This is a genomic window from Enterobacter sp. R4-368 (genome assembly GCF_000410515.1).
GTDB lineage: Bacteria > Pseudomonadota > Gammaproteobacteria > Enterobacterales > Enterobacteriaceae > Kosakonia.
The window spans coordinates 85476-110398 of sequence record NC_021500.1 but is presented as its reverse complement, the minus strand read 5'-3'; the positions used below and the strand labels follow the sequence as shown (position 1 = coordinate 110398).

25 protein-coding genes are annotated in these 24923 nt (G+C 55.2%); 11 read left to right on the top strand and 14 right to left on the bottom strand.

Annotation, left to right across the window (positions count from 1 at the left end; translation table 11 throughout):
- Nucleotides 1-4: 4 nt before the first annotated feature.
- The 3 genes from H650_RS00510 to H650_RS00500 all read right to left on the bottom strand — a co-directional run bounded on the left by H650_RS00510 (nucleotide 5) and on the right by H650_RS00500 (nucleotide 2570).
- On the bottom strand, nucleotides 5-1183 hold the full coding sequence (locus H650_RS00510; RefSeq protein WP_016495727.1) for an HlyD family secretion protein: 1179 nt from the start codon (nucleotides 1181-1183) through the stop codon (nucleotides 5-7).
- Between the two features lie 22 nt (nucleotides 1184-1205).
- On the bottom strand, nucleotides 1206-1661 hold the full coding sequence (locus H650_RS00505; protein ID WP_016495726.1) for a MarR family transcriptional regulator: 456 nt from the start codon (nucleotides 1659-1661) through the stop codon (nucleotides 1206-1208).
- Nucleotides 1662-1784: 123 nt separating this feature from the next.
- Nucleotides 1785-2570, bottom strand: coding sequence for an HAD-IIB family hydrolase (locus H650_RS00500; RefSeq protein WP_016495725.1), 786 nt, complete (start codon nucleotides 2568-2570; stop codon nucleotides 1785-1787).
- Nucleotides 2571-3249: 679 nt separating this feature from the next.
- On the opposite strand from H650_RS00500, the gene H650_RS00495 reads away from it, so the two are divergent.
- Nucleotides 3250-3756 (top strand): ferritin-like domain-containing protein, encoded by a 507-nt coding sequence (locus H650_RS00495; protein ID WP_016495724.1) that lies wholly within the window; start codon nucleotides 3250-3252, stop codon nucleotides 3754-3756.
- 27 nt (nucleotides 3757-3783) lie between these two features.
- Nucleotides 3784-4659, top strand: coding sequence for a manganese catalase family protein (locus tag H650_RS00490; RefSeq protein ID WP_016495723.1), 876 nt, complete (start codon nucleotides 3784-3786; stop codon nucleotides 4657-4659).
- Nucleotides 4660-4695: 36 nt separating this feature from the next.
- On the opposite strand, the gene H650_RS00485 is transcribed toward H650_RS00490, so the two are convergent.
- Together H650_RS00485 and H650_RS00480 are read right to left on the bottom strand one after the other, a co-directional pair.
- The gene (locus H650_RS00485) at nucleotides 4696-5523 is read right to left on the bottom strand and encodes an MBL fold metallo-hydrolase (RefSeq protein ID WP_044489339.1); all 828 of its coding nucleotides are present in this window, start codon (nucleotides 5521-5523) and stop codon (nucleotides 4696-4698) included.
- Between the two features lie 18 nt (nucleotides 5524-5541).
- Nucleotides 5542-6288 (bottom strand): OBAP family protein, encoded by a 747-nt coding sequence (locus H650_RS00480; RefSeq protein WP_016495721.1) that lies wholly within the window; start codon nucleotides 6286-6288, stop codon nucleotides 5542-5544.
- 631 nt (nucleotides 6289-6919) lie between these two features.
- On the opposite strand from H650_RS00480, the gene katG reads away from it, so the two are divergent.
- Nucleotides 6920-9103 (top strand): catalase/peroxidase HPI, encoded by a 2184-nt coding sequence (katG, locus tag H650_RS00475; protein WP_016495720.1) that lies wholly within the window; start codon nucleotides 6920-6922, stop codon nucleotides 9101-9103.
- Nucleotides 9104-9146: 43 nt separating this feature from the next.
- On the opposite strand, the gene H650_RS00470 is transcribed toward katG, so the two are convergent.
- The gene (locus tag H650_RS00470; RefSeq protein WP_016495719.1) at nucleotides 9147-9548 is read right to left on the bottom strand and encodes a RidA family protein; all 402 of its coding nucleotides are present in this window, start codon (nucleotides 9546-9548) and stop codon (nucleotides 9147-9149) included.
- A gap of 108 nt (nucleotides 9549-9656) precedes the next feature.
- On the opposite strand from H650_RS00470, the gene H650_RS00465 reads away from it, so the two are divergent.
- On the top strand, nucleotides 9657-10262 hold the full coding sequence (locus tag H650_RS00465) for a TetR/AcrR family transcriptional regulator (protein WP_016495718.1): 606 nt from the start codon (nucleotides 9657-9659) through the stop codon (nucleotides 10260-10262).
- Between the two features lie 232 nt (nucleotides 10263-10494).
- Here the strand turns inward: H650_RS00465 and H650_RS25580 are convergent, their stop codons facing one another.
- From H650_RS25580 to fdhF, 5 genes are all read right to left on the bottom strand, one after another.
- Nucleotides 10495-10656 (bottom strand): hypothetical protein, encoded by a 162-nt coding sequence (locus H650_RS25580; RefSeq protein WP_016495717.1) that lies wholly within the window; start codon nucleotides 10654-10656, stop codon nucleotides 10495-10497.
- A 111-nt stretch (nucleotides 10657-10767) separates the two neighbouring features.
- Nucleotides 10768-11754 (bottom strand): cytochrome d ubiquinol oxidase subunit II, encoded by a 987-nt coding sequence (locus H650_RS00460; protein ID WP_016495716.1) that lies wholly within the window; start codon nucleotides 11752-11754, stop codon nucleotides 10768-10770.
- A 1-nt stretch (nucleotide 11755) separates the two neighbouring features.
- The gene (locus H650_RS00455; RefSeq protein WP_016495715.1) at nucleotides 11756-13132 is read right to left on the bottom strand and encodes a cytochrome ubiquinol oxidase subunit I; all 1377 of its coding nucleotides are present in this window, start codon (nucleotides 13130-13132) and stop codon (nucleotides 11756-11758) included.
- Nucleotides 13132-13611 carry a helical membrane plugin domain-containing protein gene (locus tag H650_RS00450; protein ID WP_016495714.1) on the bottom strand — a complete coding sequence of 160 codons (480 nt, stop codon included), beginning with the start codon at nucleotides 13609-13611 and terminating at the stop codon, nucleotides 13132-13134. Before H650_RS00450 ends, H650_RS00455 begins: the two co-directional genes overlap by 1 nt.
- Nucleotides 13611-16583 (bottom strand): formate dehydrogenase subunit alpha, encoded by a 2973-nt coding sequence (gene fdhF, locus H650_RS00445; protein ID WP_016495713.1) that lies wholly within the window; start codon nucleotides 16581-16583, stop codon nucleotides 13611-13613. The genes H650_RS00450 and fdhF overlap by 1 nt, the downstream gene beginning before the upstream one ends.
- A 517-nt stretch (nucleotides 16584-17100) precedes the next feature.
- On the opposite strand from fdhF, the gene H650_RS00440 reads away from it, so the two are divergent.
- From H650_RS00440 to gap, 6 genes are all read left to right on the top strand, one after another.
- Nucleotides 17101-17283 (top strand): con-10 family general stress protein, encoded by a 183-nt coding sequence (locus tag H650_RS00440; protein ID WP_016495712.1) that lies wholly within the window; start codon nucleotides 17101-17103, stop codon nucleotides 17281-17283.
- Between the two features lie 99 nt (nucleotides 17284-17382).
- Nucleotides 17383-17880, top strand: a complete 498-nt coding sequence (locus tag H650_RS00435; RefSeq protein ID WP_016495711.1) for a YciE/YciF ferroxidase family protein — start codon at nucleotides 17383-17385, stop codon at nucleotides 17878-17880.
- Between the two features lie 34 nt (nucleotides 17881-17914).
- Nucleotides 17915-18421: a ferritin-like domain-containing protein gene (locus tag H650_RS00430; RefSeq protein ID WP_016495710.1), complete on the top strand. Its 507-nt coding sequence runs from the start codon at nucleotides 17915-17917 to the stop codon at nucleotides 18419-18421.
- 66 nt (nucleotides 18422-18487) lie between these two features.
- A complete protein-coding gene (locus tag H650_RS00425; protein WP_016495709.1) occupies nucleotides 18488-18688 on the top strand; it encodes a hypothetical protein in 201 nt (66 codons plus the stop codon).
- Between the two features lie 142 nt (nucleotides 18689-18830).
- Nucleotides 18831-19811, top strand: coding sequence for a GlxA family transcriptional regulator (locus tag H650_RS00420; RefSeq protein WP_016495708.1), 981 nt, complete (start codon nucleotides 18831-18833; stop codon nucleotides 19809-19811).
- Nucleotides 19812-19894: 83 nt separating this feature from the next.
- Nucleotides 19895-20905 carry a type I glyceraldehyde-3-phosphate dehydrogenase gene (gap, locus tag H650_RS00415; RefSeq protein ID WP_016495707.1) on the top strand — a complete coding sequence of 337 codons (1011 nt, stop codon included), beginning with the start codon at nucleotides 19895-19897 and terminating at the stop codon, nucleotides 20903-20905.
- A gap of 36 nt (nucleotides 20906-20941) precedes the next feature.
- Here gap and H650_RS00410 read toward each other — a convergent pair whose 3' ends face one another.
- Entirely contained in the window at nucleotides 20942-21304 is a 363-nt protein-coding gene (locus H650_RS00410; protein ID WP_016495706.1) for a MerR family transcriptional regulator, read from the bottom strand.
- Nucleotides 21305-21389: 85 nt separating this feature from the next.
- On the opposite strand from H650_RS00410, the gene H650_RS00405 reads away from it, so the two are divergent.
- Nucleotides 21390-22274 (top strand): alpha/beta fold hydrolase, encoded by an 885-nt coding sequence (locus H650_RS00405; RefSeq protein ID WP_016495705.1) that lies wholly within the window; start codon nucleotides 21390-21392, stop codon nucleotides 22272-22274.
- Nucleotides 22275-22311: 37 nt separating this feature from the next.
- Here the strand turns inward: H650_RS00405 and adhP are convergent, their stop codons facing one another.
- Nucleotides 22312-23343 carry an alcohol dehydrogenase AdhP gene (gene adhP / locus H650_RS00400; RefSeq protein ID WP_016495704.1) on the bottom strand — a complete coding sequence of 344 codons (1032 nt, stop codon included), beginning with the start codon at nucleotides 23341-23343 and terminating at the stop codon, nucleotides 22312-22314.
- A 27-nt stretch (nucleotides 23344-23370) separates the two neighbouring features.
- Nucleotides 23371-24891, bottom strand: coding sequence for an acetaldehyde dehydrogenase ExaC (gene exaC / locus H650_RS00395; RefSeq protein WP_016495703.1), 1521 nt, complete (start codon nucleotides 24889-24891; stop codon nucleotides 23371-23373).
- Nucleotides 24892-24923 lie beyond the last annotated feature (32 nt).

Sequence of the window (24923 nt, the reverse complement as noted above, 5' to 3'; positions counted from 1 at the left end):
TCTCTTAGCGGGCGCTGGACGCTACCGCCTGGCTGTTGTCATGAAGAATTTTCGCCACCAGTTGATCGGCGTTCTCCAGTGCGTTCTGGTAAACGTCGGTGGTGAAGCGCGGCGCAGCAACCGTTTTGGGCGGCAGCAGATCGCCATCGGCGTTACGAATATCCACGCGGGCAAACATCGACAGCCCCACACGCAGCGGATGTTTCTGCATATCATGCGGATCAAGGGTGATGCGCACCGGCAAACGCTGGATAATCTTGATCCAGTTCCCGCTGGCGTTTTGCGCCGGCAGCAGCGAAAACGCACTGCCGGTGCCAATGCCCAGACTCTCAATGGTGCCGTGGTACTCCACATCGTCACCGTAGAGATCGGCGGTCAGCGTCACTTTCTGCCCCAGACGCATGGTATTCATCTGGCTCTCTTTAAAGTTGGCGTCCACCCACACCTGATCCAGCGGCACAATCGACATCAGCGTGGTGCCGGAATCGACGCGCATCCCCAGTTGTACCGCGCGTTTGGCGACAAAGCCGCTTACCGGCGCAACAATGGTGCTGCGCGCGTTATCGAGGTAACGCTGGCGCAACGTGGCAATCGCGCTTTTGATTTCCGGATGGCTGTCGATAACCGTGTCATCGGTCATTGCCAGGTTAGTGCTTAACGCCTGTTGCGCCGCCGCCAGATCGCTTTTCGCCGTGGCGACCGCATCGCGGTAGTGCGCTAAATCCTCAACGGAAATCGCGCCGCTGGTAGCGATTTTTTGCCGACGCGCATAGTCGTTCTGCGCGGTTTGCAACGCGGTTTGTTTCGCCGCAACCTGCGCACGGTAGTTATCGACCGTGCTGTACAAGCCGCGCACCTGGCGCACAGTGCTGGCCAGGTTCGCTTCTGCCTGTTGCAGGGCAATTTCGGTGTCACTCGGATCCAGCAACACCAGCGGCTGCCCTTTTTCGACATAATCGCCTTCATCAACGGAAACCTGCGTCACCGTCCCGCCGATTTGCGGCGTTAAGGTCACCAGGTTGGCGTTGACGTACGCATCATCAGTGCTTTCGTAGTAACGGGCATATAACAGATACCAGGCCAGACAGCCTGCGGCGATAAGCAGCAAAACAACGAACAGGATAGCGAAGTTGCGCTTACGTTTGCTCGGCGCGCGTTCGGGTTGTGCAGATGAAGTTTGCATCTTGATACCTTTTCAGGACAGCTTAGCGATGTGGGCGGGTTGCCTCGTCCGGCAACATTTTTATCAGCAGTTCAACCAGCAGCCGCGACTCGTCGGCGGTCAGACGCCTGGTCATCGTACTGAGAATCGAGGCCAGCGCCTCATTCTGAAATCGGTCACAAATCACGCGCCCTTTGTCGGTCAGTTCGAGAATGACCTGGCGTTTATCTTCCGGGTTGGTGGTGCGCACAATCAGATCGCGCTTGACCATGCGCTCAAGCATGCGGCTCATCGCCCCGGCGTCCATCAGCAGATTTTTGCTCACTTCAACCGGGCTATTGAAGCCTTTATAGATACTTATCAATACCTTGAACTGTGCAGCGGTGATATCCGCAGCAGAAAAGTACTGGCTAATAAGCTGGTCTTTGAACTGGTTTGCCAGATGAATCAACAAACCGAGGTGCAGTTTTGGGTTGGGAATATCCGCAGCGTTAGTCATGATATTTGCCTGGTCAGTAATTACAAATGAAATTACTGACCAGGCAGTTAACTGTCAATGAATTGTCAAGATAAGCGCACGTTTTGTCAGTGCGTGATGGTGTTCCGGGTGGTGAAGATCAACTTAACGCGTTGATTTTATAGCTCGTGAAGCGAGCACTGCATTCGCGGCTTCGACAAACCCGGCCCCACCCGGCCCACGCGTGATCCAGGCAGGCGCCTGAGGCAGCGCATCAAGGCACTCCAGCACGGTACTGACGCCTACCGAATGGCGGAAAAAGGCAAACATCGGTGCATCATTGAGTGAATCACCGGTATAAAGCACCGAGTCAGGGTCGCTATCGATGTCGAGGTTGTAGTGTTCGCTCAGCACTTTTCGCGCCATCACCAGCTTGTCGTAACCGCCCAGCCAGCCGAGCAGCCAGAGATTATTGACCGTGACACTGGCTCCATGACTGCGCATGCAGTTGATGATGGCGGCGTTTTGTTCGTCATCCGCCGAGCGGGAAAAAGCAATACTGGTCAATCGAAAGGGCTGGTCATCAGCCAGCGTGGCCGTGGGAACCTGGCGTTTTACGTCGTCAATAATATGCGCTAATTGTGGTGTCAGTTTCGCCTGCACGTCGTGCCAGTAGTGACGCGCAATCCCCTCCTGTGCACGGCGATAAAAAAGCCCGCCGTTTTCGCCAATCACCCCTGCCACCGGCCACATTCGCGCCATTTGATCGCACCAGCCAGCCGGTGCGGCGGTCACAGGAATCACGCTGATCCCCGCGCGGTGTAACTGTTCCAGTGCCTGGTAGGTGGCTGCAGCCAGTTTTCCCTGGTATGTCAGGGTTTCGTCCATGTCCGTCAGGACAAAACGTACTGCGCGGAAAGTCGCGGCATGGGCATTTTCCAGTTGTTTCATGATGTTCTCCTCGTGGGCTAACAGGGTAACGAGCCATCAGCGCCCTGAACATCATTCTGGTTAGCAATAATCCTCATATGGAAAAGTAAAAACGGGCATATGCCGCATCCACCTGTCAGGTAAGGCATCACTCTCTTTTTTAACGCCGCGAATGGAGCGGTTCAACTGTGCATTCGGCGGCAACCCTTTCGGCGGGCGCGAGGACTGAGATAGTTCTTAAACTTGCTGAATATCACGCGTGTAGCCGCTTGCCAAACGTAAAGAAATGTCAAAAAAGGCCACGAAAAAGCCAGCTATACCTGCCAAAAATGAGTGATAGTGACACAGGTGATTAATGAAAACGAAAGTGCATGCCGTTAAGTTATTAATATTAATAAGAATTTATTTTTTAAAAAATAATAACAAGCGAAACGGCGAGCAAAAAATATATTCAACCCAACCTGTTTACGCCTCGGTTTGACTAAATGAGGTCAGTGTCTAAATTTAATATCAAGCGACACACGCTGGCATGTAAATATAAAGCAGGAAGGATATCAGGATTAATATTTGTCTATTTAATTCATCTCGCGTTAATAAACGCCGCATAACTTCCCCTGATATTTTTTATTAATCGTATAACTGCTGATAACAGCGGCAGTGCCCTATTTTGCTTATCCACTCAACCATGAAAGGATCAGATATGACACCTCAAGAAAATTATCACGACTGGTTACGCGATGCACATGCCATGGAAAAACAAGCTGAGTCAATGCTTAATGCCATGAGCAGCCGCATCGATAATTACCCCGATTTACGCGCACGAATTGAGCAACATTTAACGGAAACGCAAGGGCAAATAAAATTGCTGGAAACGGTGATGGATCGTAACGATATTAACCGTTCGTTAATGAAAGATGCCACCAGCAAAATGGCGGCGATGGGTCAATCATTTGGTGGCATGTTTGCACCGGATGAAATCGTTAAAGGCGCAATTAGTAGCTACGTCTTCGAACAATTTGAAATTGCCTGTTATACCTCGCTTATCGCCGCGGCTGAAAAAGCCGGTGACAGCGCCAGCATCGATATTTTCAAACAGATCCTGGCGGAAGAAAAAGCAATGGCCGAATGGGCACTCAATCATATTCCGGATGTGACAGAACAATTTTTGCTGCGCAGCGCAGCGGAAGGCGTGGAAGCTAAAAAATAATAAATTTTATTTTTCAGGAGGCAAGCAATGTTTCGTCATGTAAAGCAACTGCAATACACCGTGCGCGTCAGTGAACCGAATCCAGGGCTGGCCAACCTGCTGCTTGAACAGTTTGGCGGCCCGCAAGGGGAACTGGCTGCGGCATGCCGCTATTTCACCCAGGGGCTGGGTGATGAAGACGCCGGTCGCAAAGAGATGTTGATGGACATCGCGACAGAAGAGCTCAGCCATCTGGAAATTATCGGTTCGCTGGTCGGCATGCTCAATAAAGGGGCAAAAGGCGAGCTGGCAGAAGGCACCGAAAGTGAGGCGGAGCTGTATCGCTCGTTAACCGAAAACGGTAACGACAGCCATATTACGTCGCTGCTGTACGGCGGCGGCCCCGCGCTAACTAACTCCGCCGGTGTCCCGTGGACCGCCGCTTATATTGATACGATTGGCGAAGTGACCGCCGACTTGCGTTCGAATATCGCCGCCGAAGCGCGCGCGAAAATTATTTACGAGCGCCTGATCAATGTCACCGACGATCCGGGGGTAAAAGACGCGTTAGGTTTCCTGATGACCCGTGAAGCCGCACATATGCTCTCTTTTGAGAAGGCGCTCTACTCGATTCGCAATAATTTCCCGCCAGGAAAATTACCGCCAATCGAACAGTACACCAACGTCTACTACAATATGTCGGAAGGTGACGATCCGCGCGGTAGCTGGAACAGCGATGAGAACTTTGACTATGTCGCCGATCCACAACCGGCGGTGGACGGCGGTGACGGCTCCGCCACCACGACGCTCAGCCCGGAACAACTGGCGCTGGTAAAAGCGATGGCCGAACGCACCAAATCCGATCCGACTGTGGATCCACTCACCGGCGCCGACCTCGGTAGCGGTGAACCCCAGCCGAAATAAGCATCCCGAAAGCATCTGCCTTGCAGATGCTTTTTTTTATCGGCGTTGTAACGCACGCAACTCCTGCGCATCGTGGCTACAAAACAGCCGGATCTCCTCGCCATGCGTTAACGCCAGCTCGCGCAGACGTTGCTGGTTAACCCTTCTGGCTGCGTTATCCATCGCCATCATCCATTGATAAAAACGCAGCCCCGGCGTGCAGTGGCGCTCCGTTCCCCCGATTTCACCCCGGTAAAACCAGGCGTCACCGCCGTGCAGTAGCCAGCCAGCGGGATGCTGAATGGCAATACCGGCATGACCCAGCGTGTGACCAGCGAGCGGGATAAGCAAAATCTCCGGCGGCAATCCACGCAGGGCCGCCACGGCATCAAAGCCGTACCACTTCTCGCCTTCGGCGGCATACCCCTGCCAGCCCGAAACGCCCTGCCACTGGCCGGGACGATAGCGTTCGCGTGTAAGCCAGCTGTGCCGCTGCTGCGCAGTGTCGATTTCGCGCTGTAAGAGATGGATCTGCGCCTGCGGGAAATCGGTCAGGCCGCCGGCGTGGTCAAAATCCAGATGGGTCAATACAATATGCCGCACATCTGCAGCCTTAAACCCTAACGCCTCAACCTGGGCCAGCGCCGTTAAGTTTTCCCGCTGCTGGATGTTGTTCAACAGGCGAAAAAAGGCCGGGATATTGCGCCGGGGCTGGCGCATATCGGTGGTGCCGAAGCCGGTATCCACCAGCACCAAACCGTGGCGTTGTGTTTCAAGCAGCAGGCAGTGACACGCCAGATGCGCATGCACACCTTTGCTGAAACCGTCATACAGCGCGCCGCCGAGTGGGCACATACAGCCGCAATTAAGGTGATGAATAATCACGTTTGCCCTCCGCGAGCGTTATTTATGTGCATGTGTACTTTCAGAGAGCGTAACGGGCTTGATTTGAATTACCTGCCCCTGTTCCCACGCATCCGCGCCCTGTGCCACCGGGTGCGCTGGCAGGTCTTTGCGCTGCTGCCTGATAGCCGGGGTACTCACGCCAAAACGGCGATCGCGGTCAGCAAGCAGCGCCGGATCGAGTTGCCCATCTTGTGTAAATCCCATCATTAGCGCGGGCACGCCCAGCGGCAGCGTCTGATCACGTTCAGTGTGCCAGGTATGCCAGGTCTTGCCGTAGGTATTCACGATATTGCTCATCAAGGCTTTTTCGGCGACGGCCGGTAAACCCGGCGCAATAAGCGAGCCGGATTTCACTTCATAACGGTGGCTATGCCAGAGTTTTTTCTCCTCGGGCGGCAGCGTTTTGAAAAGTCGCTCACTGATGATGTATTCCACGCCCATCAGCCGTGCATTTGCGGTATTACCGTCATAAATCACCGCCTGCATGACATCATTATTTAACACGGTGACATAATGATGGGCTTCCATTTGCCCTTGTCGATCGCCGTTATAAAAATGAAAGCCATCAAGGTAAGTACTTATTGCCTCAATTGGCGGGCGAGATTGTATTAGCGCTGCGCCTGTTTCGAGGGTTTTCATTTTTCCGGAGGTTTTCTCGCCAGGTATAGCCGTTTGCGGTTCGCTATTATTGGCGCCACAGCCAACAAGCATCAGGGGAATAATAAGATGTAAAGCCAGACGCATTGATCTTTTTCCTTAAAGTCAGGTGGAATAATCAGGGTAGCGTATGCTGCGTATTCGGCCAGTTATATTGTGATAATGTGCCGTTACGTCATTATTAGCGAAACGGTAAAAAAGAAAAAATGTCGCTCTGTACATAAGATTATCCACAACCCTTCCCCCACGCTGGCAAAAAATGCATTGCCGTAATCTCTTTCTTATTGAGCAAACGCAGCGAAATGCATTCGCTACATAGCGTGCTTATTAGCCATTCCGTTTCGGCCGATTAAATTAACATTGCGCAGATAAATCATCAGAAAATTATTCCGGACGCCGGGATGGATATATTTCGTCAAAACGTTGGCGTTTAATTTCAAAGAGAGAATACACACCTGTGTTCCATACGCTTGCAGGTGGCGCCTGCTGTACCGTGGTGACGTGGTCACAAAAAATGCGCTACGCCCGGAAAAAAACCGTAACGGTAGTGGTGGAATTGCTAATGTTTAGGAGTGGGTAGCGCAGTTAAGCGATTTGCGTCAAGTTTTTACCATTTTATAGAAAGGTATTAACTATCAAATCTGTAGATTCATTCAAATACCTTTATCAGGAAGCAGTGTATATCGTAACGACAGAACACAAGCAAATGGAGCCCGATATGAGCACGTCAGACGATCAATCCCTCTCGTCATCCGTCGAGAAATGCCCCTTTCATAACAAAAGCAGCGAAAAAAGTGCAGGCCCGGTAACCAGTAACCGCGACTGGTGGCCGAACCAGTTGCGTGTAGATTTGCTAAACCAACACTCCAACCGTTCTAACCCGCTGGGTGAAAATTTTAACTACCGCGAAGAGTTCAAAAAGCTCGATTATTCCGCGCTCAAAGCTGATATCCGCAATGTGCTGACCGATTCCCAGGAGTGGTGGCCAGCAGACTGGGGCAGCTATATCGGCCTGTTTATTCGCATGGCCTGGCACAGCGCCGGCACCTATCGCACCGTCGATGGTCGCGGGGGTTCAGGTCGTGGTCAGCAGCGCTTTGCACCGCTCAACTCGTGGCCGGATAACGTCAGCCTTGATAAAGCGCGTCGTCTGCTATGGCCGGTGAAACAAAAATATGGTCAAAAAATTTCCTGGGGCGATCTGATTATTCTGGCGGGCAACGTGGCGCTGGAAAATGCCGGTTTCCGCACTTTTGGTTTTGGTGCCGGGCGTGAAGATGTCTGGGAACCGGATATGGATGTCGACTGGGGTAATGAAAAAGAGTGGTTAAGCCACCGCCACCCGGAAAGCCTGGCGCAGGCCGCGATTGGCGCAACCGAGATGGGGCTGATTTACGTTAACCCGGAAGGCCCGAACGCCAGCGGCGAGCCCGTTTCTGCTGCCTCTGCCATTCGCGCCACCTTCGGCAATATGGGCATGAACGATGAAGAGACCGTCGCGCTGATCGCCGGTGGTCATACGCTGGGCAAAACCCACGGAGCCGCCACGCCGGATAACCATGTCGGGCCAGAACCGGAAGCCGCGCCGCTGGAAGCGCAGGGTCTGGGCTGGATGAGCAGCTACGGTAGCGGTGCAGGCCCAGATGCCATCACTTCCGGTCTGGAAGTGGCATGGACGCAAACACCCACCCAGTGGAGCAACTACTTCTTCGAAAACCTGTTCAAATATGAGTGGGTGCAAACCCGCAGCCCGGCGGGTGCTATCCAGTTTGAAGCGAAAGATGCCCCGGAAATTATCCCTGATCCGTTCGACCCGGCGAAAAAACGCAAGCCCACCATGCTGGTGACCGATTTGACGCTGCGTTTCGACCCGGAATTTGAAAAGATTTCGCGCCGTTTCCTCAACGATCCACAGGCGTTTAATGAAGCCTTTGCCCGCGCCTGGTTCAAACTGACCCACCGCGATATGGGGCCAAAATCACGCTACATCGGCCCGGAAGTGCCAAAAGAAGATCTGATTTGGCAGGATCCGCTGCCTGCGGCGGTTCATCAGCCGAACGGTGCAGATATCGCTAATCTGAAAGCGGCGATTGCCGAATCCGGCTTGTCGGTGAGCGAACTGATTTCAGTCGCCTGGGCGTCTGCCTCCACCTTCCGTGGCGGCGATAAACGCGGCGGCGCGAACGGCGCGCGTCTGGCGCTGGCACCGCAAAATGGCTGGGAAGTGAACGCTATCGCCACGAAAGCCCTGCCCGCTTTGCAAAGTATTCAGAAAACGCTGGCGAAAGCCTCGCTGGCGGATGTGATTGTGCTGGCGGGCGTGGTTGGCGTTGAAAAAGCAGCGGCAGCGGCCGGTGTGCAGGTTAATGTGCCGTTTACGCCGGGGCGTGTCGATGCGCGTCAGGATCAAACCGATGTGGACTCTTTCGCACTGATGGAGCCGCTGGCCGATGGCTTCCGCAACTATCGCCGCGTGTGGGATGGTATCAGCACCGAAACGTTGCTGATTGATAAAGCGCAGCAACTGACGCTCACCGCGCCGGAAATGACCGTGCTGGTTGGCGGCCTGCGCGTACTGGGTGCGAACTATGACGGCAGCAAGCACGGCGTCTTTACCGACCAGCCGGGCGTACTGAGCACCGATTTCTTCGTTAACCTGCTCGATATGCGCACCGCATGGAAAGCCGCCGACGAGAAATCAGAGCTGTTTGAAGGCCGCGATCGCAAGAGCGGTGAGGTGAAATACACCGCCACGCGCGCCGACCTGGTGTTTGGCTCCAACTCGGTACTGCGCGCGCTGGCGGAAGTTTACGCCAGCGCCGACGGTAAACAGAAATTCGTCACCGACTTTGTTGCCGCCTGGACAAAAGTGATGAATCTCGATCGCTTCGATCTGCTCTAATCCCGCTCTTTATCCTCAAGCCTGCGACCTGTCGCAGGCTTTTTTATGCCGCGCGTTCAGGTATGCGCGCAATCACCTTAATTTCGAAATCAAAACCCGCCAGCCAGTTCACGCCCACGGCTGTCCAGTTGGGATACGGCGGCTGCGGGAAAAGCGCCTGTTTGACTTGCATAATGGTGGCGAACTGGTTTTCCGGGTCCGTATGAAAGGTGGTGACATCAATCAGATCATCAAAAGTACACCCCGCCGCCGCCAGCGTGGCCTGGAGATTGTCGAACGCAAGACGCACCTGTGCCGCGAAATCGGGCTCCGGGCTGCCATCGGCGCGGCTGCCAACCTGACCGGAAACAAACAGCAGATCGCCGGAGCGTATCGCGGCGGAGTAACCATGTTGTTCATACAACGCATGGCGATGAGCGGGAAAAACGGGTTCGCGTGGGATCATAGGGTTACCTTCTGTTGGTTAATTTGAGATACACTTCGTATATGAAGTTAATCCACATACACTGCGTATGTCAATTCACATACGCGATGTATTTCAAAGGGAGTCAACATGGCCGTAAAACGTCGCGCGCAAACCATGGAAGAGAATCGCGCCAAACTTATCGCCGCAGCACGCAAGGCGTTTGCCGAAAAAGGCTTCGCGGCGGCATCAATGGATGAACTGACCGCCAGCGTGGGCTTAACGCGCGGGGCGCTGTATCACAACTTTGGCGATAAACAGGGCTTACTTGCCGCCGTGGTGGCGCAGGTTGATGGCGAAATGGCGCAGCGCGCGAAGATGCGCGCGCACGCCACCGATAATGCCTGGGATGCGCTGCTGGCTGAAGGTGTCGCCTATATCGAAATGGCGCTCGATGCGGAAATCCAGCGCATTGTGTTGCTTGATGGCCCGGCGTTTCTTGGCGATCCTTCGCGCTGGCCAAGCCAGAATGCCTGCCTGCAGGCCACCCGTATCGCCGTTGCTGACATGGTGGCAAACGGCGAGATGAAAGAGGTGGATGTGGAATCCGCCGCGCGTTTGCTCAACGGCGCGGCGTTGAATGCCGCGTTATGGGTCGCCGCCAGTGATAACCCGCAACAGACGTTACCCAAAGTTATTAACGCGTTTTGCTTGCTGGCCAACGGGCTGCGCGCAGAGAAAAAAAACCCGGCGTAATGCCGGGAATAATAGGTAGATAACGAGTTTTAGCGTGGCGGCAAAGTGCGCCGCCGCGAAATCAGGGTAACAACAAATGAAGCCGCAAGCCGGAGAAAACAGAGTCAGTGGCAGGGCTCGCGGCTATTAAAAGGGATAAATATAACGCAGAGATGACACGGCGTCGGTGGCGAATAATACGCCCGTCGCCTGCACTCCTGTGCCACTGGTGAAGCATGCTACCCGAGTGTGTTCAACCTGAAGCGGCTTCTTTCTCCAGCCTGAGCACAAAATGGTTATCGTGACGGGCAATCTTCGCCCCGCTGTTGCCGTAGTTTGCCGAGAGCATAAAAAACGTATCCGCATCGACATCAAAAGCCAGCTCAACTTCCTGGTGCTTACCTGAGCTAATCATTTGATATGCCTGCTTTAAATTATAAGCTTTTGCTATAGCCATGGATAAGTCTCCGCGCATGCTGTTGCTTACTGTAAATCTCGCCTTTACTTTATAGCCTGTTTTGCCGAACTAACCTGCAATTTTTCCACTGAAGATGCGAAAAACCCAGCTGTTATAAAGCAACGTTACGGGCACCAGTAGCGCAAACATCACCAGCAGAAATCGCTGCGTGGCCGGTGGCGCGGCGGTTTGCGTAATGCTGAGAACAGGTGGCACTATCCATGGAAAAAGCGTAAACACCAGCGCACAAAAAGCACAACTGACTATCACCTGCACCGCCGCCAGCGGTAGAAATATCCGCCGCAATATCAGCCCCAGCCATAACAACGCAACTGCCAGTGCAGCCACCAACGAGAGCGGTAACCACAGCCACGGGTTAAACAGATGCTGCCGCCAGGTTTCGTGCAACTGCGCGCTCCACACCAGCAACCCCGCCAGCAGCAACCCGGTGACGGTGGCGAGCCACGGCATCACCCGCCGCCCCCACGTTTCCAGCTCGCCGGTACAGCGCCAGATTATCCACCCTGCCCCCATCAGGCTATATCCGCAGACCAGCGCAAAGCCGCAATAGAGTGGAAAAGGACGCAGCCACTCAAAACCGCTGCCGGTAAACTGGCGCCCATCGGTAGCAATTCCCTGTAACAGCGCGCCCACAATAATCCCTTGCGCCAGCGCCGTCAGTAGCGAACCAGCCACCAGCATCAGGTCAAACAGCCGTGGCGCATAGTGGCGGTACTCAATTGCCATGCCGCGCATCACCAGCGCCAGCAACATCACAAACACCGGGATATAGAGCGCGCTGAGGATGATGCCGTACGCCAGCGGGAAAAGCCCCAGCAAGCCGCCCGCCGTGAGCACCAGCCAGGTTTCGTTGCCATCCCAGACCGGCAGTAAAGAGAGGTTGATAATATGACGCGACTCCGGGCTGCGCTGAAAGGCACACAGAATGCCGGTGCCCAAATCCGTGCCATCAAGCAGAACATAGATCAGCAAACTGAGCGCCAGCGCCGCGGCACAAAGCGCATCAAGCCAGGGCAAACCTAAAATATCCGGCATATCACGTCCCCTTCCCGGTGCGTTCGGCGACCTCAGGCATGGCACTCTTTTCATGCCTCGCCGGTAAGCGCGACATCAGCTTCAGCAAGAACCACAGCCCCAGCGCAAAGAGCGCGATATAAACCACCACGATCGCCAGCAACGAGCCCAGCACCAGTTCTGGTGAAACCGGCGCCACACTGTGCGAGGTGCGCAGCAAGCCGTAAACGGTCCAGGGCTGACGCCCCGCTTCCGTAACCAGCCAGCCTGCGAGCATGGCGATAAATCCGGCGGGTGCCAGTAGCACCATCACGCGTTGTAACCAGCGTGCCCGCCACAAACGCCCCCGCAGGCGCACCACCAGCCCGGCAATGCCCGCAGCCGCCATGGCGATGCCAAGCCCGACCATCACGCGAAACGACCAGAACACCACCGGCACCCACGGCAACGCTTCCGCCGGGTACTGGTTGAGCGTGTGAATGCGCCCTTCAAGATTGTGCCGCAAGTAGAGCGAACCGATATCGGGAATGGCGACTTCGTATAAATTGCGGCGCTGTTGCATGTCCGGCAGCGCAAATAATCGCAGCGGCTCGCCTTCGCCCGGCGGCGGTGGATCCCACGCGCCTTCCATCGCCGCCAGTTTTATCGGCTGATGGTCGCGCGTGTTTTCGCCATGCAGATCGCCAAGCACGATCTGTACCGGTGCCATCACCACCAGCATCCACAGGCCCAGTGAAAACATCTGGCGCGCCGCCGGATGTCGCGCCTCGCGCAGCAGATGCCACGCCCCGCAGGCCGCCACCAGGCACGCCGTGCCTAACATTGCCGCCACCACCATATGTGCCATGCGCCAGGGAAATGACGGGTTGATAATTGCCGCCCACCAGTCGACCGGCACAAAGCGACCATCGGCCGCCACGGTGAAGCCATCCGGTGTTTGCATCCATGAGTTGGCCGCAAGGATCCAAAACGCGCTGAACAGCGAACCAAGCGCCACAATACAGGTCGCCATAAAATGCACCCACGGCCGGACTTTGCCCATGCCGAAAAGCACCACGCCCATAAACCCCGCTTCAAGAAAGAACGCGACCAGCACTTCCATATACATCATCGGGCCGAGCACTGCCCCCGCGCGGCTGGCAAGCCCGCTCCAGTTCGTCCCGAAGGCGAACTCCATCACCACGCCGGTGACCACGCCCACCGCCACGTTAAGGGCAAAAATTTTGCTCCAGTAGCGCCACAGCGACAGCCAGAGGCGCTGCTTGCGCCAGAGCCACATCGCCTCAAGGAACATCAAAAAATGCGCCAGGCCAATGGAAAAAGCCGCCAGCACAATGTGAAAGCCGATGGTAAAAGCAAACTGGCCACGCGCCAGCAACAGTGCGGTTTCCTCGTTCATTATGCGTCGCTGGGTTTACCGGTCCACGCGGAGATCGGCTTATCAACCGGTTGCTCCATGCGCCGCGCGAAGGCTTTCATCCCGGTAAGCAGGGGTTGCAGGGCATGCCACAGATCCTCGTCCTGCAGCATCTTCCACGCCCCTTGCAGACCCGGAGCAGTATGCTCACCCGCCCCGCCAGGCTGGCTTAGCGCATCGGCCATATCGCGCAGGCCAAAGGCCAGTTTGTACATTTTCTCCGGTGGAATGCTGGAGAGCGCGAGCAGCAGCACCGAGATATTCTGTATCGCATTGAGCGTGCCTTCGCGCTGTAAACCGTTAACCAGCACCTGCGCGATCTCCTGATTGGCACCTACCAAATCATTTGCCAGGCGCAGCACGCCATGCTGATGCAGCGACTCCAGCAGTCGCGCCAGTTCTTCATGGGCATCGGGACCAATCTTTGCCGGTTCCGGCTGATAATCAATTGCTTTTGCCATCAGAATTTCTCCGGGTGGGGTTCGGTTGCTGGCGGTTCGCGGTAATCTTCGCGCCGCCATTTCTCTTCCACTGGCACCTTGTCAATCGGGGTACGTTTGCCGTGACGGAAATTGTGCTTCGGTAGCGGGTCGGGCAGCGGCGGGCGTTCCAGCGTTTCCAGGCGCACGGCCAGCTCTTTATAGGCAGGTGTATTGACCGAAGGATCGTGGTGTTCGCCAGTGAGCTGGTTAATGCCATCTTTACCCTGATGAATGGAGATGAACAGCACCTTCCCCTGAACGCGATCGGTCACCACCACCGGCACCTCAACTTCTCCGCGCCGGGAGATAAGTTTTACCCAGTCCCCCTCCTGTAAGCTGCGCGCGCTCGCCAGCTGCGGGCTGATTTCCACAAACCAGACCGGTGAAAGACTGGTGGTGCGCCCGCCCTGCCCGCTCTGGTTGGTGGACTGGAAATGCTCCAGCATCCGGCCATTGTTGAGTAACAAATCATATTCGGCGTCCGTCTCTTCCGCGGGCGGTTGCCAGCTCAGCGGATAAAGCGTGGCGCGCCCGTCGGGGGATTTAAAGCGTTCGCTGTAGAGCAGCGGTGTGCTGCTGCCATCGGCGTTGACCGGCCAGATTTGCGATTTCCAGCCCTCAAGACGTGAATAGCTGACACCGGCAAAGCTTTCGGCAATGCCCGCCACTTCTGCCATGATCTCCTGCGGGTGTTGATAGCCCCAGTCATGGCCCATACGGGCCGCCAGTTGCGTGAGGATCCACCAGTCCGGGCGGCTGTCGCCGAGCGGCTCCATTACCGGGTAGAAGCGCTGAATTCGCCGCTCAGTGTTTACAAACGACCCCTCTTTTTCCACGCTCGGACAGCCAGGCAACACCACATCAGCAAACTGCGCCGTGCGGCTAAGAAACAGATCCTGCACCACCAGAAAATCGAGGTTGGTAAAACCCTGGTGCACATTTTCCGCGTCCGCGTCGGAAAAGGCGGTTTCCTCGCCAATGACGTACATGGCGCGGATCACCTCCTTGCGCGCCAGTTCAACCATCATAAAGTTGTCCTGCCCGACGTTAAGCGACAGGCGCTCAGCCGGTACGCCCCAGGCCTTGGCCCATTTTTCGCGGATCTGTGGATCGCTGACCGATTCATAGCCAGGGTAGAAATTTTTCAGGCAGCCAAAGTCGCTGGCGCCCTGCACATTGTTATGTCCGCGCATCGGGTAGCCGCCGGTGCCGGGTCTGCCATAGTTGCCGGTCACCAGTAACAGGTTGGATAACGCGGTGCTGGTGTCTGCGCCGTGGCTGTGCTGCGTGATGCCCATCGCCCACATAATGCAGACGCTACCCGCCTTGCCGATCAACTCTGCCGCTTCGCGCAGTGTCTCTTCCTGTATGCCGGTGATTTGCGCGGCGTAATCCAGCGTAAACGGGGTTAGCGACTGGCGATAGGCTTCCGCCTGGTTGACACGTTCCGCGAGGAATGCCGTATCTTCATAACCGTGGTCAAACATATAACGCGCCATTGCCGATGCCCATACCAGATCGCTGCCGGGATGAATGCGTAAATGCAGGTCGGCGCGTTCTGCCATTTCGTGGCGTCTTGGGTCGACCACCAGCCATTTTTGCCCGCGGTGTTTTTTTGCCGCTTTCAGGCGTGAGGCGATCACCGGATGGTTTTCCGCCGTGTTGCTGCCGACGATAATCACCAGTTCGGCCTGTTGCAGATCGTCAATTGTCCCGGCATCGCCACCATAGCCCACCGTGCGAAACAGCCCTTCCGTGGCCGGGTTCTGGCAGTAGCGCGATGAGTTATCCACGCTGTTGGTGCCAATAATGGCGCGGGCAATTTTTTGCGTCAGATACGCTTCTTCGTTGCTGCCTTTACTGGAGCCGATAAAACCAATACTGTCCGGGCCGTACTGATCACGGGTCTGTAATAAGCGGCTGGCGACAAGAGTTAAGGCTTCCTCCCAGCTTGCCGGGCGAAAACGGTCATTTTCGCGGATCAGCGGCGTGGTCAGGCGCTGCGGGCTGTTAATGAAATCCCACGCGAATTTGCCCTTAACACAGGTGGAGATGCCATTTACCGGCGCATCAACCACCGGCTGCACTTTCAGAAGCTGGCGATCGCGGGTCCACATTTCAAAGCTGCATCCGACGCCGCAATAGGTGCAGACGGTTTTGGTGCGTTTGATCTCCTGCTGGCGTAACGCGGTATCCATCACCGAAATACCGGAGATAATTTCGGCGCCGGTGGAATTCTCCAGCACTTTGATCACATCAATCAGCGGACGTTTGAGCGACTGGCGCATCGAGGTAAAGGGCCCGGCATCCGGCTGCATGCTTTTTTCCAGCAGCGCATTGCACGGGCAGACCGTCACACAATGCCCGCAGCTAACGCAGCTCGAACCGGCAATTTGATTCCCCCCGTCCCACAGCACGCGCGGATGCTCCATGGTGTAATCAATGCTCAGCGTTTCGTTGACTTCCACATTCTGACAGGCGTCCACGCAGCGCCCGCATAATATGCATTGATCCGGATCGTAGGTGTAAAACGGGTTGGAGTGATCTTTAACGTAAGGCTTGCGCGTATACGGGTAGCGCTGAATAGGAATGTGCATATCCACCATGGTGTTATGCAATGTACAGTCGCCAGTATTGTGTTCGCACACGGTACAATAAAGTTCATGTTTCGCCAGCAGACGATCCATGCCCTCTTCGCGCGCCGCCCGCGCCTGGCTGTCCAGCGAGTTAATCACCAGCCCGTCATGGCTTCGCAGCGTACAGCCGCGCACCAGCTTCCCCGCCTGTTCGACCCAGCACACATCGCAGGTCTGTAACGGATCGAGCGCCGGGTGGTAGCAAACATGGGGTAGCGTGATATTGCAGGTTTCAAGAAAATCGATCAGCGGGACATTTTCGGGGCCAACCAGCGCCCTACCGTCGTACAGGACGGTACATTTTTGCAGGCTCATCTTGCTTCCTCACCAAAAAACGCTGTACGCGCACTCCCCGGTTCGACAGCTCAGTGAACTGGCAAAAGTCGTTCCTGTTCAGGGTGACGTATCGGTTATGAAATTTAAAAGTAGTTGCCGCGTGAGCGGCGAGCCAAACGGCAAGATACATTCTGCATCCCTGTTTGAGACTTCTCTTAAAACCATAAGAAATCATGATGATTTACCAAGGCCAAATGTAAATTTATGTCAATAAATGCCATTTTCATGCCAGAAACCACATGAAAAAAGGTAGGTAATAACGAGAGGTAATATTCGTTTTCTATCTACTTTTTGCTAAGTGACTTATTTTAAAGATACATCCTCAATGCCGCTTTGTTTAAATAACCAGCAGCTACACCTAAAGGAGTATTTTTTTGCATAGGAATTTTCACGTTTGACTATTTCACTACAGCGACTAACTTTAATCCCTGAACGCAGTGAACATGGTTTCGAATATTCATGTTCATATATTTAACAACGAAACAGGAGAAATATTATGGCTGAACATCGTGGCGGCTCAGGTAATTTCGCCGAAGATCGTGAAAAAGCGTCCGAAGCGGGCCGCAAAGGCGGTCAACACAGCGGTGGTAATTTCAAAAATGATCCACAGCGCGCTTCCGAAGCAGGTAAAAAAGGCGGCCAGAATAGCCACAGCGGCGGCCGTAAATCAGGGGATTAATTTCTGATTTAATTTTTTACCGCATCAATATATTTATTTTATTCCTGGCGAGCCGGCAACGGCTCGCTATTTTTAACCTGAAATTAAAGGTCTTTAATTATGCAGATTAATACGCTAAACGATTTATTTATCCACGGTTTGTCGGACATTTACAGCGCAGAAAAACAACTTGCCCGCGCGTTAGCCAAACTGGCACGCGAAGCCTCTACGCCCGAGCTGGTGCAAGCCTTCAAACAACACATGGAAGAGACGCAAGGCCAGATAGAGCGCATCGATCAGCTGCTTGAAGCCGAAAGCGGCCTGAAGTTAAAACGCATGAAGTGTCATGCGATGGAAGGTTTAGTAGAGGAAGCCGACGAGGTGATTGAAAGCACTGAAAAAGGCACTATTCGTGACGCCGCGTTAATTGCCGCTGCGCAAAAAGTTGAACATTATGAAATTGCCTCTTACGGTACGCTTTGCACCCTTGCCGATCAATTAGGCTATAAAAAAGCGAAAAATCTTCTGACGCAAACGCTGGAAGAGGAAAAAACCACCGACAATTTGCTTACCAAAATTGCGACCAGCAAAATTAATTCCAAAGCGGAAGTAGAATAAACGTCATTGAGTTAATTCCACCTGAGGTAAACGTATGACACGCGAAGAGAATTATCACGACTGGCTACGTGACGCACATGGGATGGAAAAACAGGCAGAGTCGATGCTGGAGGCAATGGCTAAACGCATCGATAATTATCCTGTGTTGAAAAGCAAAATTGAAAGTCATTTAGCCGAAACCCGCGAACAAATAGTGTTACTTGAAGGGCTTATTGATCAATGCGGAATATCGCGATCGGTCCTCAAAGACACCATGGGTAAAATGGCGGCGATGGGTCAAGCCGTTGGCGGTGTCTTTAATTCCGACGAGGTGGTTAAAGGCGCAATAGGTGGCTATGTCTTTGAGCAATTTGAAATTGCGTGCTACACCTCATTGATTAGAACGGCTGAAGAATTGGGCGATGTTAACGGCGTGCAGGTGCTGCAAAAAATTGTGGCGCAAGAGATTGAAATGGCGGAGTGGATGCTCCAGCACGTGCCGGAAGTGACAACTCAATTCCTTGACCGCTCCAGCGCGCCCGGCGTTGAAGCGAAAAAATAACCTGCGTTTATTGTTAATGGAGAGACGACGATGCTGCCAAAGCTGAAACGCGTAAGGAATGTGTTAATGAACAACCGTGCCAGTGACGATCTCGGCTGGCAGGTGTTGAGTGAGTTTGAACGCGCCCGGGAGCTAAAACCCTTTGTGGCCGGGCAACCTGCCAGCAACCATGATGAGGCTGAACTGCCGCAACCCGATCTTTCTCTCGACCCCGTGCAGGAATATCTGGTCACGACCATGGCTAACCGTAAACAGGCCAGCGAATAACGCCCACAGACCGCGTTATTCGATAACATTTTGTGTCTTGTTAGATTTGCCCGGAGCGGAGACTCCGGGTTTTTTATTGGCCGTCATCCGCGCCCTTCAGCGCAGGCTTGACTTAAAATGTATTTGGCGTACGTTTCAGGACATGAAAACATTCCTGATTATTGTTCCTGATGGCGGCATGCTGTTCGAAGCCGCCGGTATTGCCGACATTCTGATGCAGGCCAACCAGCTGCATCCGGATGAGACCGCGCAGCCGCGCTATCGCGTTACCGTTGCCACCACCCAGCCTCACCAGGTGATCCATGGCCAGTCCGGGCTGAACCTGCTGGCCGATCACCGCCTGCCGGAGATCGATCCGCGCCAGTCGTGGGACACCATCATGATAACCGGTCGCGGTACTGATGCCGAAGAAGGTACGGCCGTGGTGGACTGGCTGCGTCTTGCCGCGCCGCACGCGCGTCGGGTCGTTTCTATTTGCGGTGGCGCGATGCTGCTGGCACAAAGTGGGTTGCTTAACGGACGGCGCGCAACCACCCACTGGCGGCTGCTGGAAACCATGCAGAAAGAATACCCCGCGGTAACCGTTGAAGGCGGTCCGCTCTATATCCAGGACGGGCCAGTCTGGACCTCCGGCGGCGTCAGTTCCGGCTTCGATCTCACGCTGGCGCTGGTCGAAGATGATTATGGCTTCTCACTGGCGCTGGATATCGCGCAGAACATGGTGATGTACCTGCGCCGCCCCGGCGGTCAGTTGCAGTTCAGCCGCTATCAATTGCAGCAGGCCAGTGGCGTCGGGCCAATCAGCGAACTGCAAAACTGGATCCTTGCCAACCTGGCTGAGGATTTATCCGTTGAGCGGCTGGCGGAACAGGTTGCGATGAGCCCGCGAAATTTCACCCGCGTCTTTACCCGTGAAAGCGGTGTTTCTCCCGCGCGCTATGTGGCCGAAGCGCGGCTCGCCGCCGCACGTAGCCGGCTGGAGCAAACCAGTGAAACCCTGGAGCAGATCGCCGCTGCCACCGGTTTCGGCAGCAGCATCAATCTGCGGCGCATTTTCGAACGCCAGTTACACCTGACACCAGGCGATTACCGCCAGCGCTTCCACTGCCGCAAATTGGCGTAAAGTGATCCTTTTTTGTCGTTTACGCCAAACCATGACCGGCCTACAGTAACTGCAGTTAGTTACCGCACAGGAAGGAGTCAATTATGGTTAAGGTCGGCATTAATGGTTTTGGCAGAATTGGACGCAACGTGTTACGCGCGGCGCTGGGCAACCCGGAGATTCAGATCGTGGCGATTAACGATCTGACAGACAGCAAAACTCTCGCTCATCTGCTGAAACATGATTCTCTGCTCGGCACCCTGCCCGTTCCGGTAGAAGCGGGTGAAGGCCAGTTGTTCGTCGATGGCAATGCGGTGCGTGTGTTCAGCGAACGCGATCCGGGCAACATTCCATGGCGTGATGTTGGCGTGGAAGTGGTGATTGAAGCCACCGGTTTCTTCACCGAACGCGACAAAGCCGAAGTGCATATCAGCCGCTGCGGCGCAAAACGGGTGATTATCTCCGCGCCCGGTAAAAATGATGATTTAACCATCGTGCTGGGCGTGAACGACAGCCAGTACGATCCCAAACGCCATTTTGTGGTCAGCAACGGCAGTTGTACCACCAACGGACTGGCTCCTGCCGCGCAAGTGCTGCATCAGCGCTTCGGGATTGAACATGGCCTGATGAACACCACCCACGCCTATACCAACAGCCAGGCGCTGCATGACCAGCCGGAAAAAGATCTGCGCGGCGCGCGTGCTGCGGCGCTGTCGATTGTGCCTTACTCCAGCGGGGCGGCGAAAGCGCTCGGCAAAGTGATCCCGGAACTCGACGGCCGGTTGACAGGCTACTCTCTGCGCGTGCCGGTTCCGGTGGTGTCGATTGTTGACCTGACGGTCACGCTGAAACGTGATGTTACGGTTGAAGAGGTAAATGCCGCGTTCCGCGAAGCCGCAGAGACCGGTCCGCTGAAAGGTATTCTCGGTTACAGTGACGAACCGCTGGTTTCCAGCGATTACCAGGGCGACCCGCGCTCGTCGATCATTGACGGATTATCAACGCTGGTGATTGGCGGCAATCTGGTGAAAATCCTCGCCTGGTATGATAACGAGTGGGGCTTCTCAAATCGCCTGGTTGAACTGGCAAGCCTGATCGGCAAACGCGGTTTATAACAGCGAGACTTCCGCCCTTCACATTATGACGACGCCTCAGGGCGTCGTTTTTTGTTCTGTCGCGCCCAGAGCGGCAACCAGTTGCGCGCGGCGGCGTTCAAGGGTGGCGATTTGCGCCTCAATCGTCGCCAGCCGTTTACGCTGCAACGCGCGCGTTTGCGGACACATCGTCGCCCCTTCTTCATTGCGCATACAGGCAGGAAAAGCGGCAATTTCAGCAATGCTAAACCCCGTGGCGATTAACTGCTGGATTTGCCTCACCTGGCCGAGCGCCTGCGGTGGAAAGTAGCGATAACCGTTGCAGGCACGCGTGCTGCACAGCAGACCGTGGCGATCATAATGGCGGATAGAGCGCACGCTGATGCCCGTTTGTCGGGCGAGTTCGCCAATTGAAAACATTCTCTTCCTCCCGGTAAATGGCTTGACTCTGACACCAGTGTCAGGGTTGAGGATAGCCGCGAACATTCATCTGGAGGAACATTTTATGCTGTTATCCCCTGGCCGTTATCTCGCTATTTTGTTATTCAGCTTTTCCGCCTCGCTGTTTGCCAGCGACAAGCAGTACACCGTGACCTCGGCGGACGGTGTGGAACTGGCGGTACAAGAGTCCGGCGCGCCGCAAGGCAAGCCGATTATTTTTATTCACGGCTTATTAGGCAGCCACCTGAACTGGGAAAAACAGCGTCAGGATCCGGCTTTGCAACGTTTTCGCTTAATCAGTTTTGATATGCGCGGCCATGGTCTGTCGGCCAAACCGACGCAGGCAGAGGCCTACCGCGAGGGAAGCCGCTGGGCGGAAGATGTCGCCGCCGTCATTGCCGCAAGCCATGCAAAAAAACCGCTGCTGGTCGGCTGGTCGCTGGGTGGCGCGGTGATCAGTCACTACCTGGCGCAGTTTGGTGACAAAGCCCTGTCTGGCGCGCTGTATGTCGACGCCGTGGTGGAGTTAACGCCCGATCAGATCCCGGCGCATCCGCAAGTCTATCAGGCGATGACCTCGGCGGATCTAGCCACCCACCTGGATGGCGAGCGCGAATTTCTGCGGCTCTGCTTCTACCAGCAACCTGACCCGGTTACCTTCGCGCGCCTGCAAGCCAATGCGGCGATGGCCTCCTGGGAGATGCAACGCGCCGTACCGTCAATGAAAGTTGCGCTTGAGCAGGGGCTGGGAAAAGCGACAATCCCGGTACGCTTTATCTACGGCAGGCATGACCAGCTGGTGGAGCCACACGCATCGCTGGCGCGTGCCAGAAGCGTGAATCCCCGTATTAGCGCGGTGTGGTTTGACCATTCGGGGCACGCCCCGTTCCTGGAAGAGCCAGCCCGTTTTAACCAGCAGCTGGCAGAGTTTGCGGATGCTCTGCACTGAAACGCGAAACGGGGCATCGCTGCCCCGTTTTACTCTGTTACTTCGACATATCAACGACGATCCTGCCGGTGATTTTCCCGGCGCGCATCCGCTCAAAGATGCTGTTGATATTCTCCAGCGGCTCCACGGCGATTTCCGCATGCACTTTATTGCGCCCGGCGAAATCCAGCGCTTCCTGCAGATCTTTACGCGTACCGACAATTGAACCGCGTACCGTGGTGCCATCAAGCACCATGTCAAAAATCGACAGGTCGAATTTCCCCGGAGGTAAGCCGTTGAGCACCATGGTGCCGCCACGGCGCATCATGGTTGTTGCCTGCTCAAACGCTTTTGGCGATACCGCGGTCACCAGCACGCCGTGCGCACCGCCAAACTCGCTATGGAAACGCGTTCCCGGATCTTCCTGGCGCGCATTGACCACCACCGAGGCACCGAGACGGCGGGCAAACGCCAGCTTGTCATCATCAATATCGACCGCCGCCACGTTCATGCCCATCGCCACCGCGTACTGGATCGCCAGGTGTCCCAGACCGCCGATACCCGACACCACCACCCACTCTCCGGCGCGCGCTTCGGTCATTTTCAGCCCTTTATAGACTGTCACCCCGGCGCAGAGGATCGGCGCGATACTCTGAAAATCGACATTATCCGGCAAAATCCCGACATAGCTGGCATCGGCCAGGCAATATTCGGCAAACGTACCGTTTACCGAATAGCCGGAGTTTTGCTGCGAATGGCACAGGGTTTCCCAGCCGCCAAGGCAGTGTTCACAGTGACCACATGCTGAGTAGAGCCACGGCACACCAACCCGGTCGCCCTCTTTCACATGCTTCACGCCCGGCCCGACAGCCACCACATGGCCGACACCTTCGTGGCCGGGGATAAACGGCGGGTTCGGTTTAATCGGCCAGTCGCCATCGGCGGCGTGTAAATCCGTGTGACACACGCCGGTCGCTTCAATTTTGACGAGGATCTTGCCCGGTTCAACAGCCGGCACCATCACCTCTTCAATCACCAGCGGCTGACCAAAGGCTTTCACCACTGCGGCTTTCATGGTTTTCAGTTGCATATTATCGCCTCATCCTGATGTAGATAATTAATACAGCCCCAGCGGCGAACCGCTGTAACTCACCAGCAGGTTTTTGATCTGCTGATAGTGGCTCAGCGCCAGTTTGTGGGTTTCACGCCCGACGCCCGAGTTTTTGTAACCGCCAAACGCCGCATGTGCCGGGTAGAGGTGGTAACAGTTTGTCCATACGCGACCCGCTTTAATGCCGCGCCCCATGCGCCATGCGCGATTGATATCCAGCGTCCACACCCCGGCGCCGAGGCCAAACTCGGTGTCGTTGGCGATACGCAGCGCTTCGGCTTCATCTTTAAAGGTGGTAATGCCCAGCACCGGCCCAAAAATCTCTTCCTGGAAGCAACGCATCCCGTTATGGCCTTTAATCAATGTCGGCTGGATATAGAAACCGTTTTGCAGCCCGTCGCCGTGTTCCACGTGAGCGCCGCCGGTAATGATTTCGCCGCCTTCGTCGCGGGCAATCGAGATGTAAGAGAGGATCTTGTCGTACTGCTCTTGTGACGCCTGCGCACCAATCATGGTGTCGGTGTCAAACGGGTCGCCTTTGCGGATGTTCTCCATGCGGGCGATGACTTTTTCGACAAACTGCGGGTAGATCGATTCCTGCACCAGCACGCGCGACGGGCAGGTGCAGACTTCGCCCTGGTTGAAGAAGCCGAGCACCACGCCTTCCACCGCTTTATCAATAAAGCCTTCATCACCATTCATCACATCTTCGAAGTAAATATTCGGTGATTTCCCGCCGAGCTCGACGGTGCTGGGGATGATGTTTTCCGCCGCGCACGAAAGGATGTGGCGGCCAATCGGCGTGGAGCCGGTAAAGGCGATTTTTTCGATGCGTTTGCTGCGCGCCAGCGGTTCACCGGCTTCAGTGCCGAAGCCGTGCACCACATTCAGCACACCTTTGGGTAGCAGATCGCCAATCAGTTCCATCAACACGCAGATGCCAAGCGGCGTCTGTTCAGCCGGTTTCAGTACCACGCAGTTACCCGCCGCCAGCGCCGGCGCCAGTTTCCACGCCGCCATCAGCAGCGGGAAGTTCCACGGAATGATCTGCCCGACCACGCCCAGCGGTTCATAGATGTGGTAAGCAACCGTATTGCTGTCGATCTCTGCCGCTGTCCCTTCCTGCGCGCGGATACAACCGGCGAAATAACGGAAGTGATCAACAGCCAGCGGCAAATCCGCGCCCATGGTTTCGCGGATCGGTTTTCCGTTATCCCAGGTTTCTGTTAATGCCAGCATTTCCAGGTTGGCTTCGATGCGATCGGCAATGGCCAGCAGCACATTGGCGCGATCCTGCACGCTGGTTTTTCCCCAGGCGTCGGCGGCAGCATGCGCTGCGTCCAGAGCCTTCTCAATATCCGCCGCGTCTGAGCGCGGGAATTCGGCAATCACCTGTCCGGTGACCGGCGAGGTGTTGGTAAACCAACGCCCTTCCACCGGGTCAACAAATTCACCGCCAATATAGTTGCCATAACGCTGTTTAAAAGAGACTTTCGCGCCATCAAGGCCAGGGTGGACATATTTCATAAGATGTTCCTCTTTTATTATCGGTACAGGTG

Excerpts from the sequence above, each read along its gene's own strand:
- H650_RS00510 (WP_016495727.1), bottom strand. The coding sequence starts at position 1,183 with ATGCAAACTTCATCTGCACAACCCGAACGCGCGCCGAGCAAACGTAAG.
- H650_RS00505 (WP_016495726.1), bottom strand. The coding sequence starts at position 1,661 with ATGACTAACGCTGCGGATATTCCCAACCCAAAACTGCACCTCGGTTTG.
- H650_RS00500 (WP_016495725.1), bottom strand. The coding sequence starts at position 2,570 with ATGAAACAACTGGAAAATGCCCATGCCGCGACTTTCCGCGCAGTACGT.
- H650_RS00495 (WP_016495724.1), top strand. The coding sequence starts at position 3,250 with ATGACACCTCAAGAAAATTATCACGACTGGTTACGCGATGCACATGCC.
- H650_RS00490 (WP_016495723.1), top strand. The coding sequence starts at position 3,784 with ATGTTTCGTCATGTAAAGCAACTGCAATACACCGTGCGCGTCAGTGAA.
- H650_RS00480 (WP_016495721.1), bottom strand. The coding sequence starts at position 6,288 with ATGCGTCTGGCTTTACATCTTATTATTCCCCTGATGCTTGTTGGCTGT.
- katG (WP_016495720.1), top strand. The coding sequence starts at position 6,920 with ATGAGCACGTCAGACGATCAATCCCTCTCGTCATCCGTCGAGAAATGC.
- H650_RS00470 (WP_016495719.1), bottom strand. The coding sequence starts at position 9,548 with ATGATCCCACGCGAACCCGTTTTTCCCGCTCATCGCCATGCGTTGTAT.
- H650_RS00465 (WP_016495718.1), top strand. The coding sequence starts at position 9,657 with ATGGCCGTAAAACGTCGCGCGCAAACCATGGAAGAGAATCGCGCCAAA.
- H650_RS25580 (WP_016495717.1), bottom strand. The coding sequence starts at position 10,656 with ATGATTAGCTCAGGTAAGCACCAGGAAGTTGAGCTGGCTTTTGATGTC.
- H650_RS00460 (WP_016495716.1), bottom strand. The coding sequence starts at position 11,754 with ATGCCGGATATTTTAGGTTTGCCCTGGCTTGATGCGCTTTGTGCCGCG.
- H650_RS00455 (WP_016495715.1), bottom strand. The coding sequence starts at position 13,132 with ATGAACGAGGAAACCGCACTGTTGCTGGCGCGTGGCCAGTTTGCTTTT.
- H650_RS00450 (WP_016495714.1), bottom strand. The coding sequence starts at position 13,611 with ATGGCAAAAGCAATTGATTATCAGCCGGAACCGGCAAAGATTGGTCCC.
- fdhF (WP_016495713.1), bottom strand. The coding sequence starts at position 16,583 with ATGAGCCTGCAAAAATGTACCGTCCTGTACGACGGTAGGGCGCTGGTT.
- H650_RS00440 (WP_016495712.1), top strand. The coding sequence starts at position 17,101 with ATGGCTGAACATCGTGGCGGCTCAGGTAATTTCGCCGAAGATCGTGAA.
- H650_RS00435 (WP_016495711.1), top strand. The coding sequence starts at position 17,383 with ATGCAGATTAATACGCTAAACGATTTATTTATCCACGGTTTGTCGGAC.
- H650_RS00430 (WP_016495710.1), top strand. The coding sequence starts at position 17,915 with ATGACACGCGAAGAGAATTATCACGACTGGCTACGTGACGCACATGGG.
- H650_RS00425 (WP_016495709.1), top strand. The coding sequence starts at position 18,488 with ATGAACAACCGTGCCAGTGACGATCTCGGCTGGCAGGTGTTGAGTGAG.
- H650_RS00420 (WP_016495708.1), top strand. The coding sequence starts at position 18,831 with ATGAAAACATTCCTGATTATTGTTCCTGATGGCGGCATGCTGTTCGAA.
- gap (WP_016495707.1), top strand. The coding sequence starts at position 19,895 with ATGGTTAAGGTCGGCATTAATGGTTTTGGCAGAATTGGACGCAACGTG.
- H650_RS00410 (WP_016495706.1), bottom strand. The coding sequence starts at position 21,304 with ATGTTTTCAATTGGCGAACTCGCCCGACAAACGGGCATCAGCGTGCGC.
- H650_RS00405 (WP_016495705.1), top strand. The coding sequence starts at position 21,390 with ATGCTGTTATCCCCTGGCCGTTATCTCGCTATTTTGTTATTCAGCTTT.
- adhP (WP_016495704.1), bottom strand. The coding sequence starts at position 23,343 with ATGCAACTGAAAACCATGAAAGCCGCAGTGGTGAAAGCCTTTGGTCAG.
- exaC (WP_016495703.1), bottom strand. The coding sequence starts at position 24,891 with ATGAAATATGTCCACCCTGGCCTTGATGGCGCGAAAGTCTCTTTTAAA.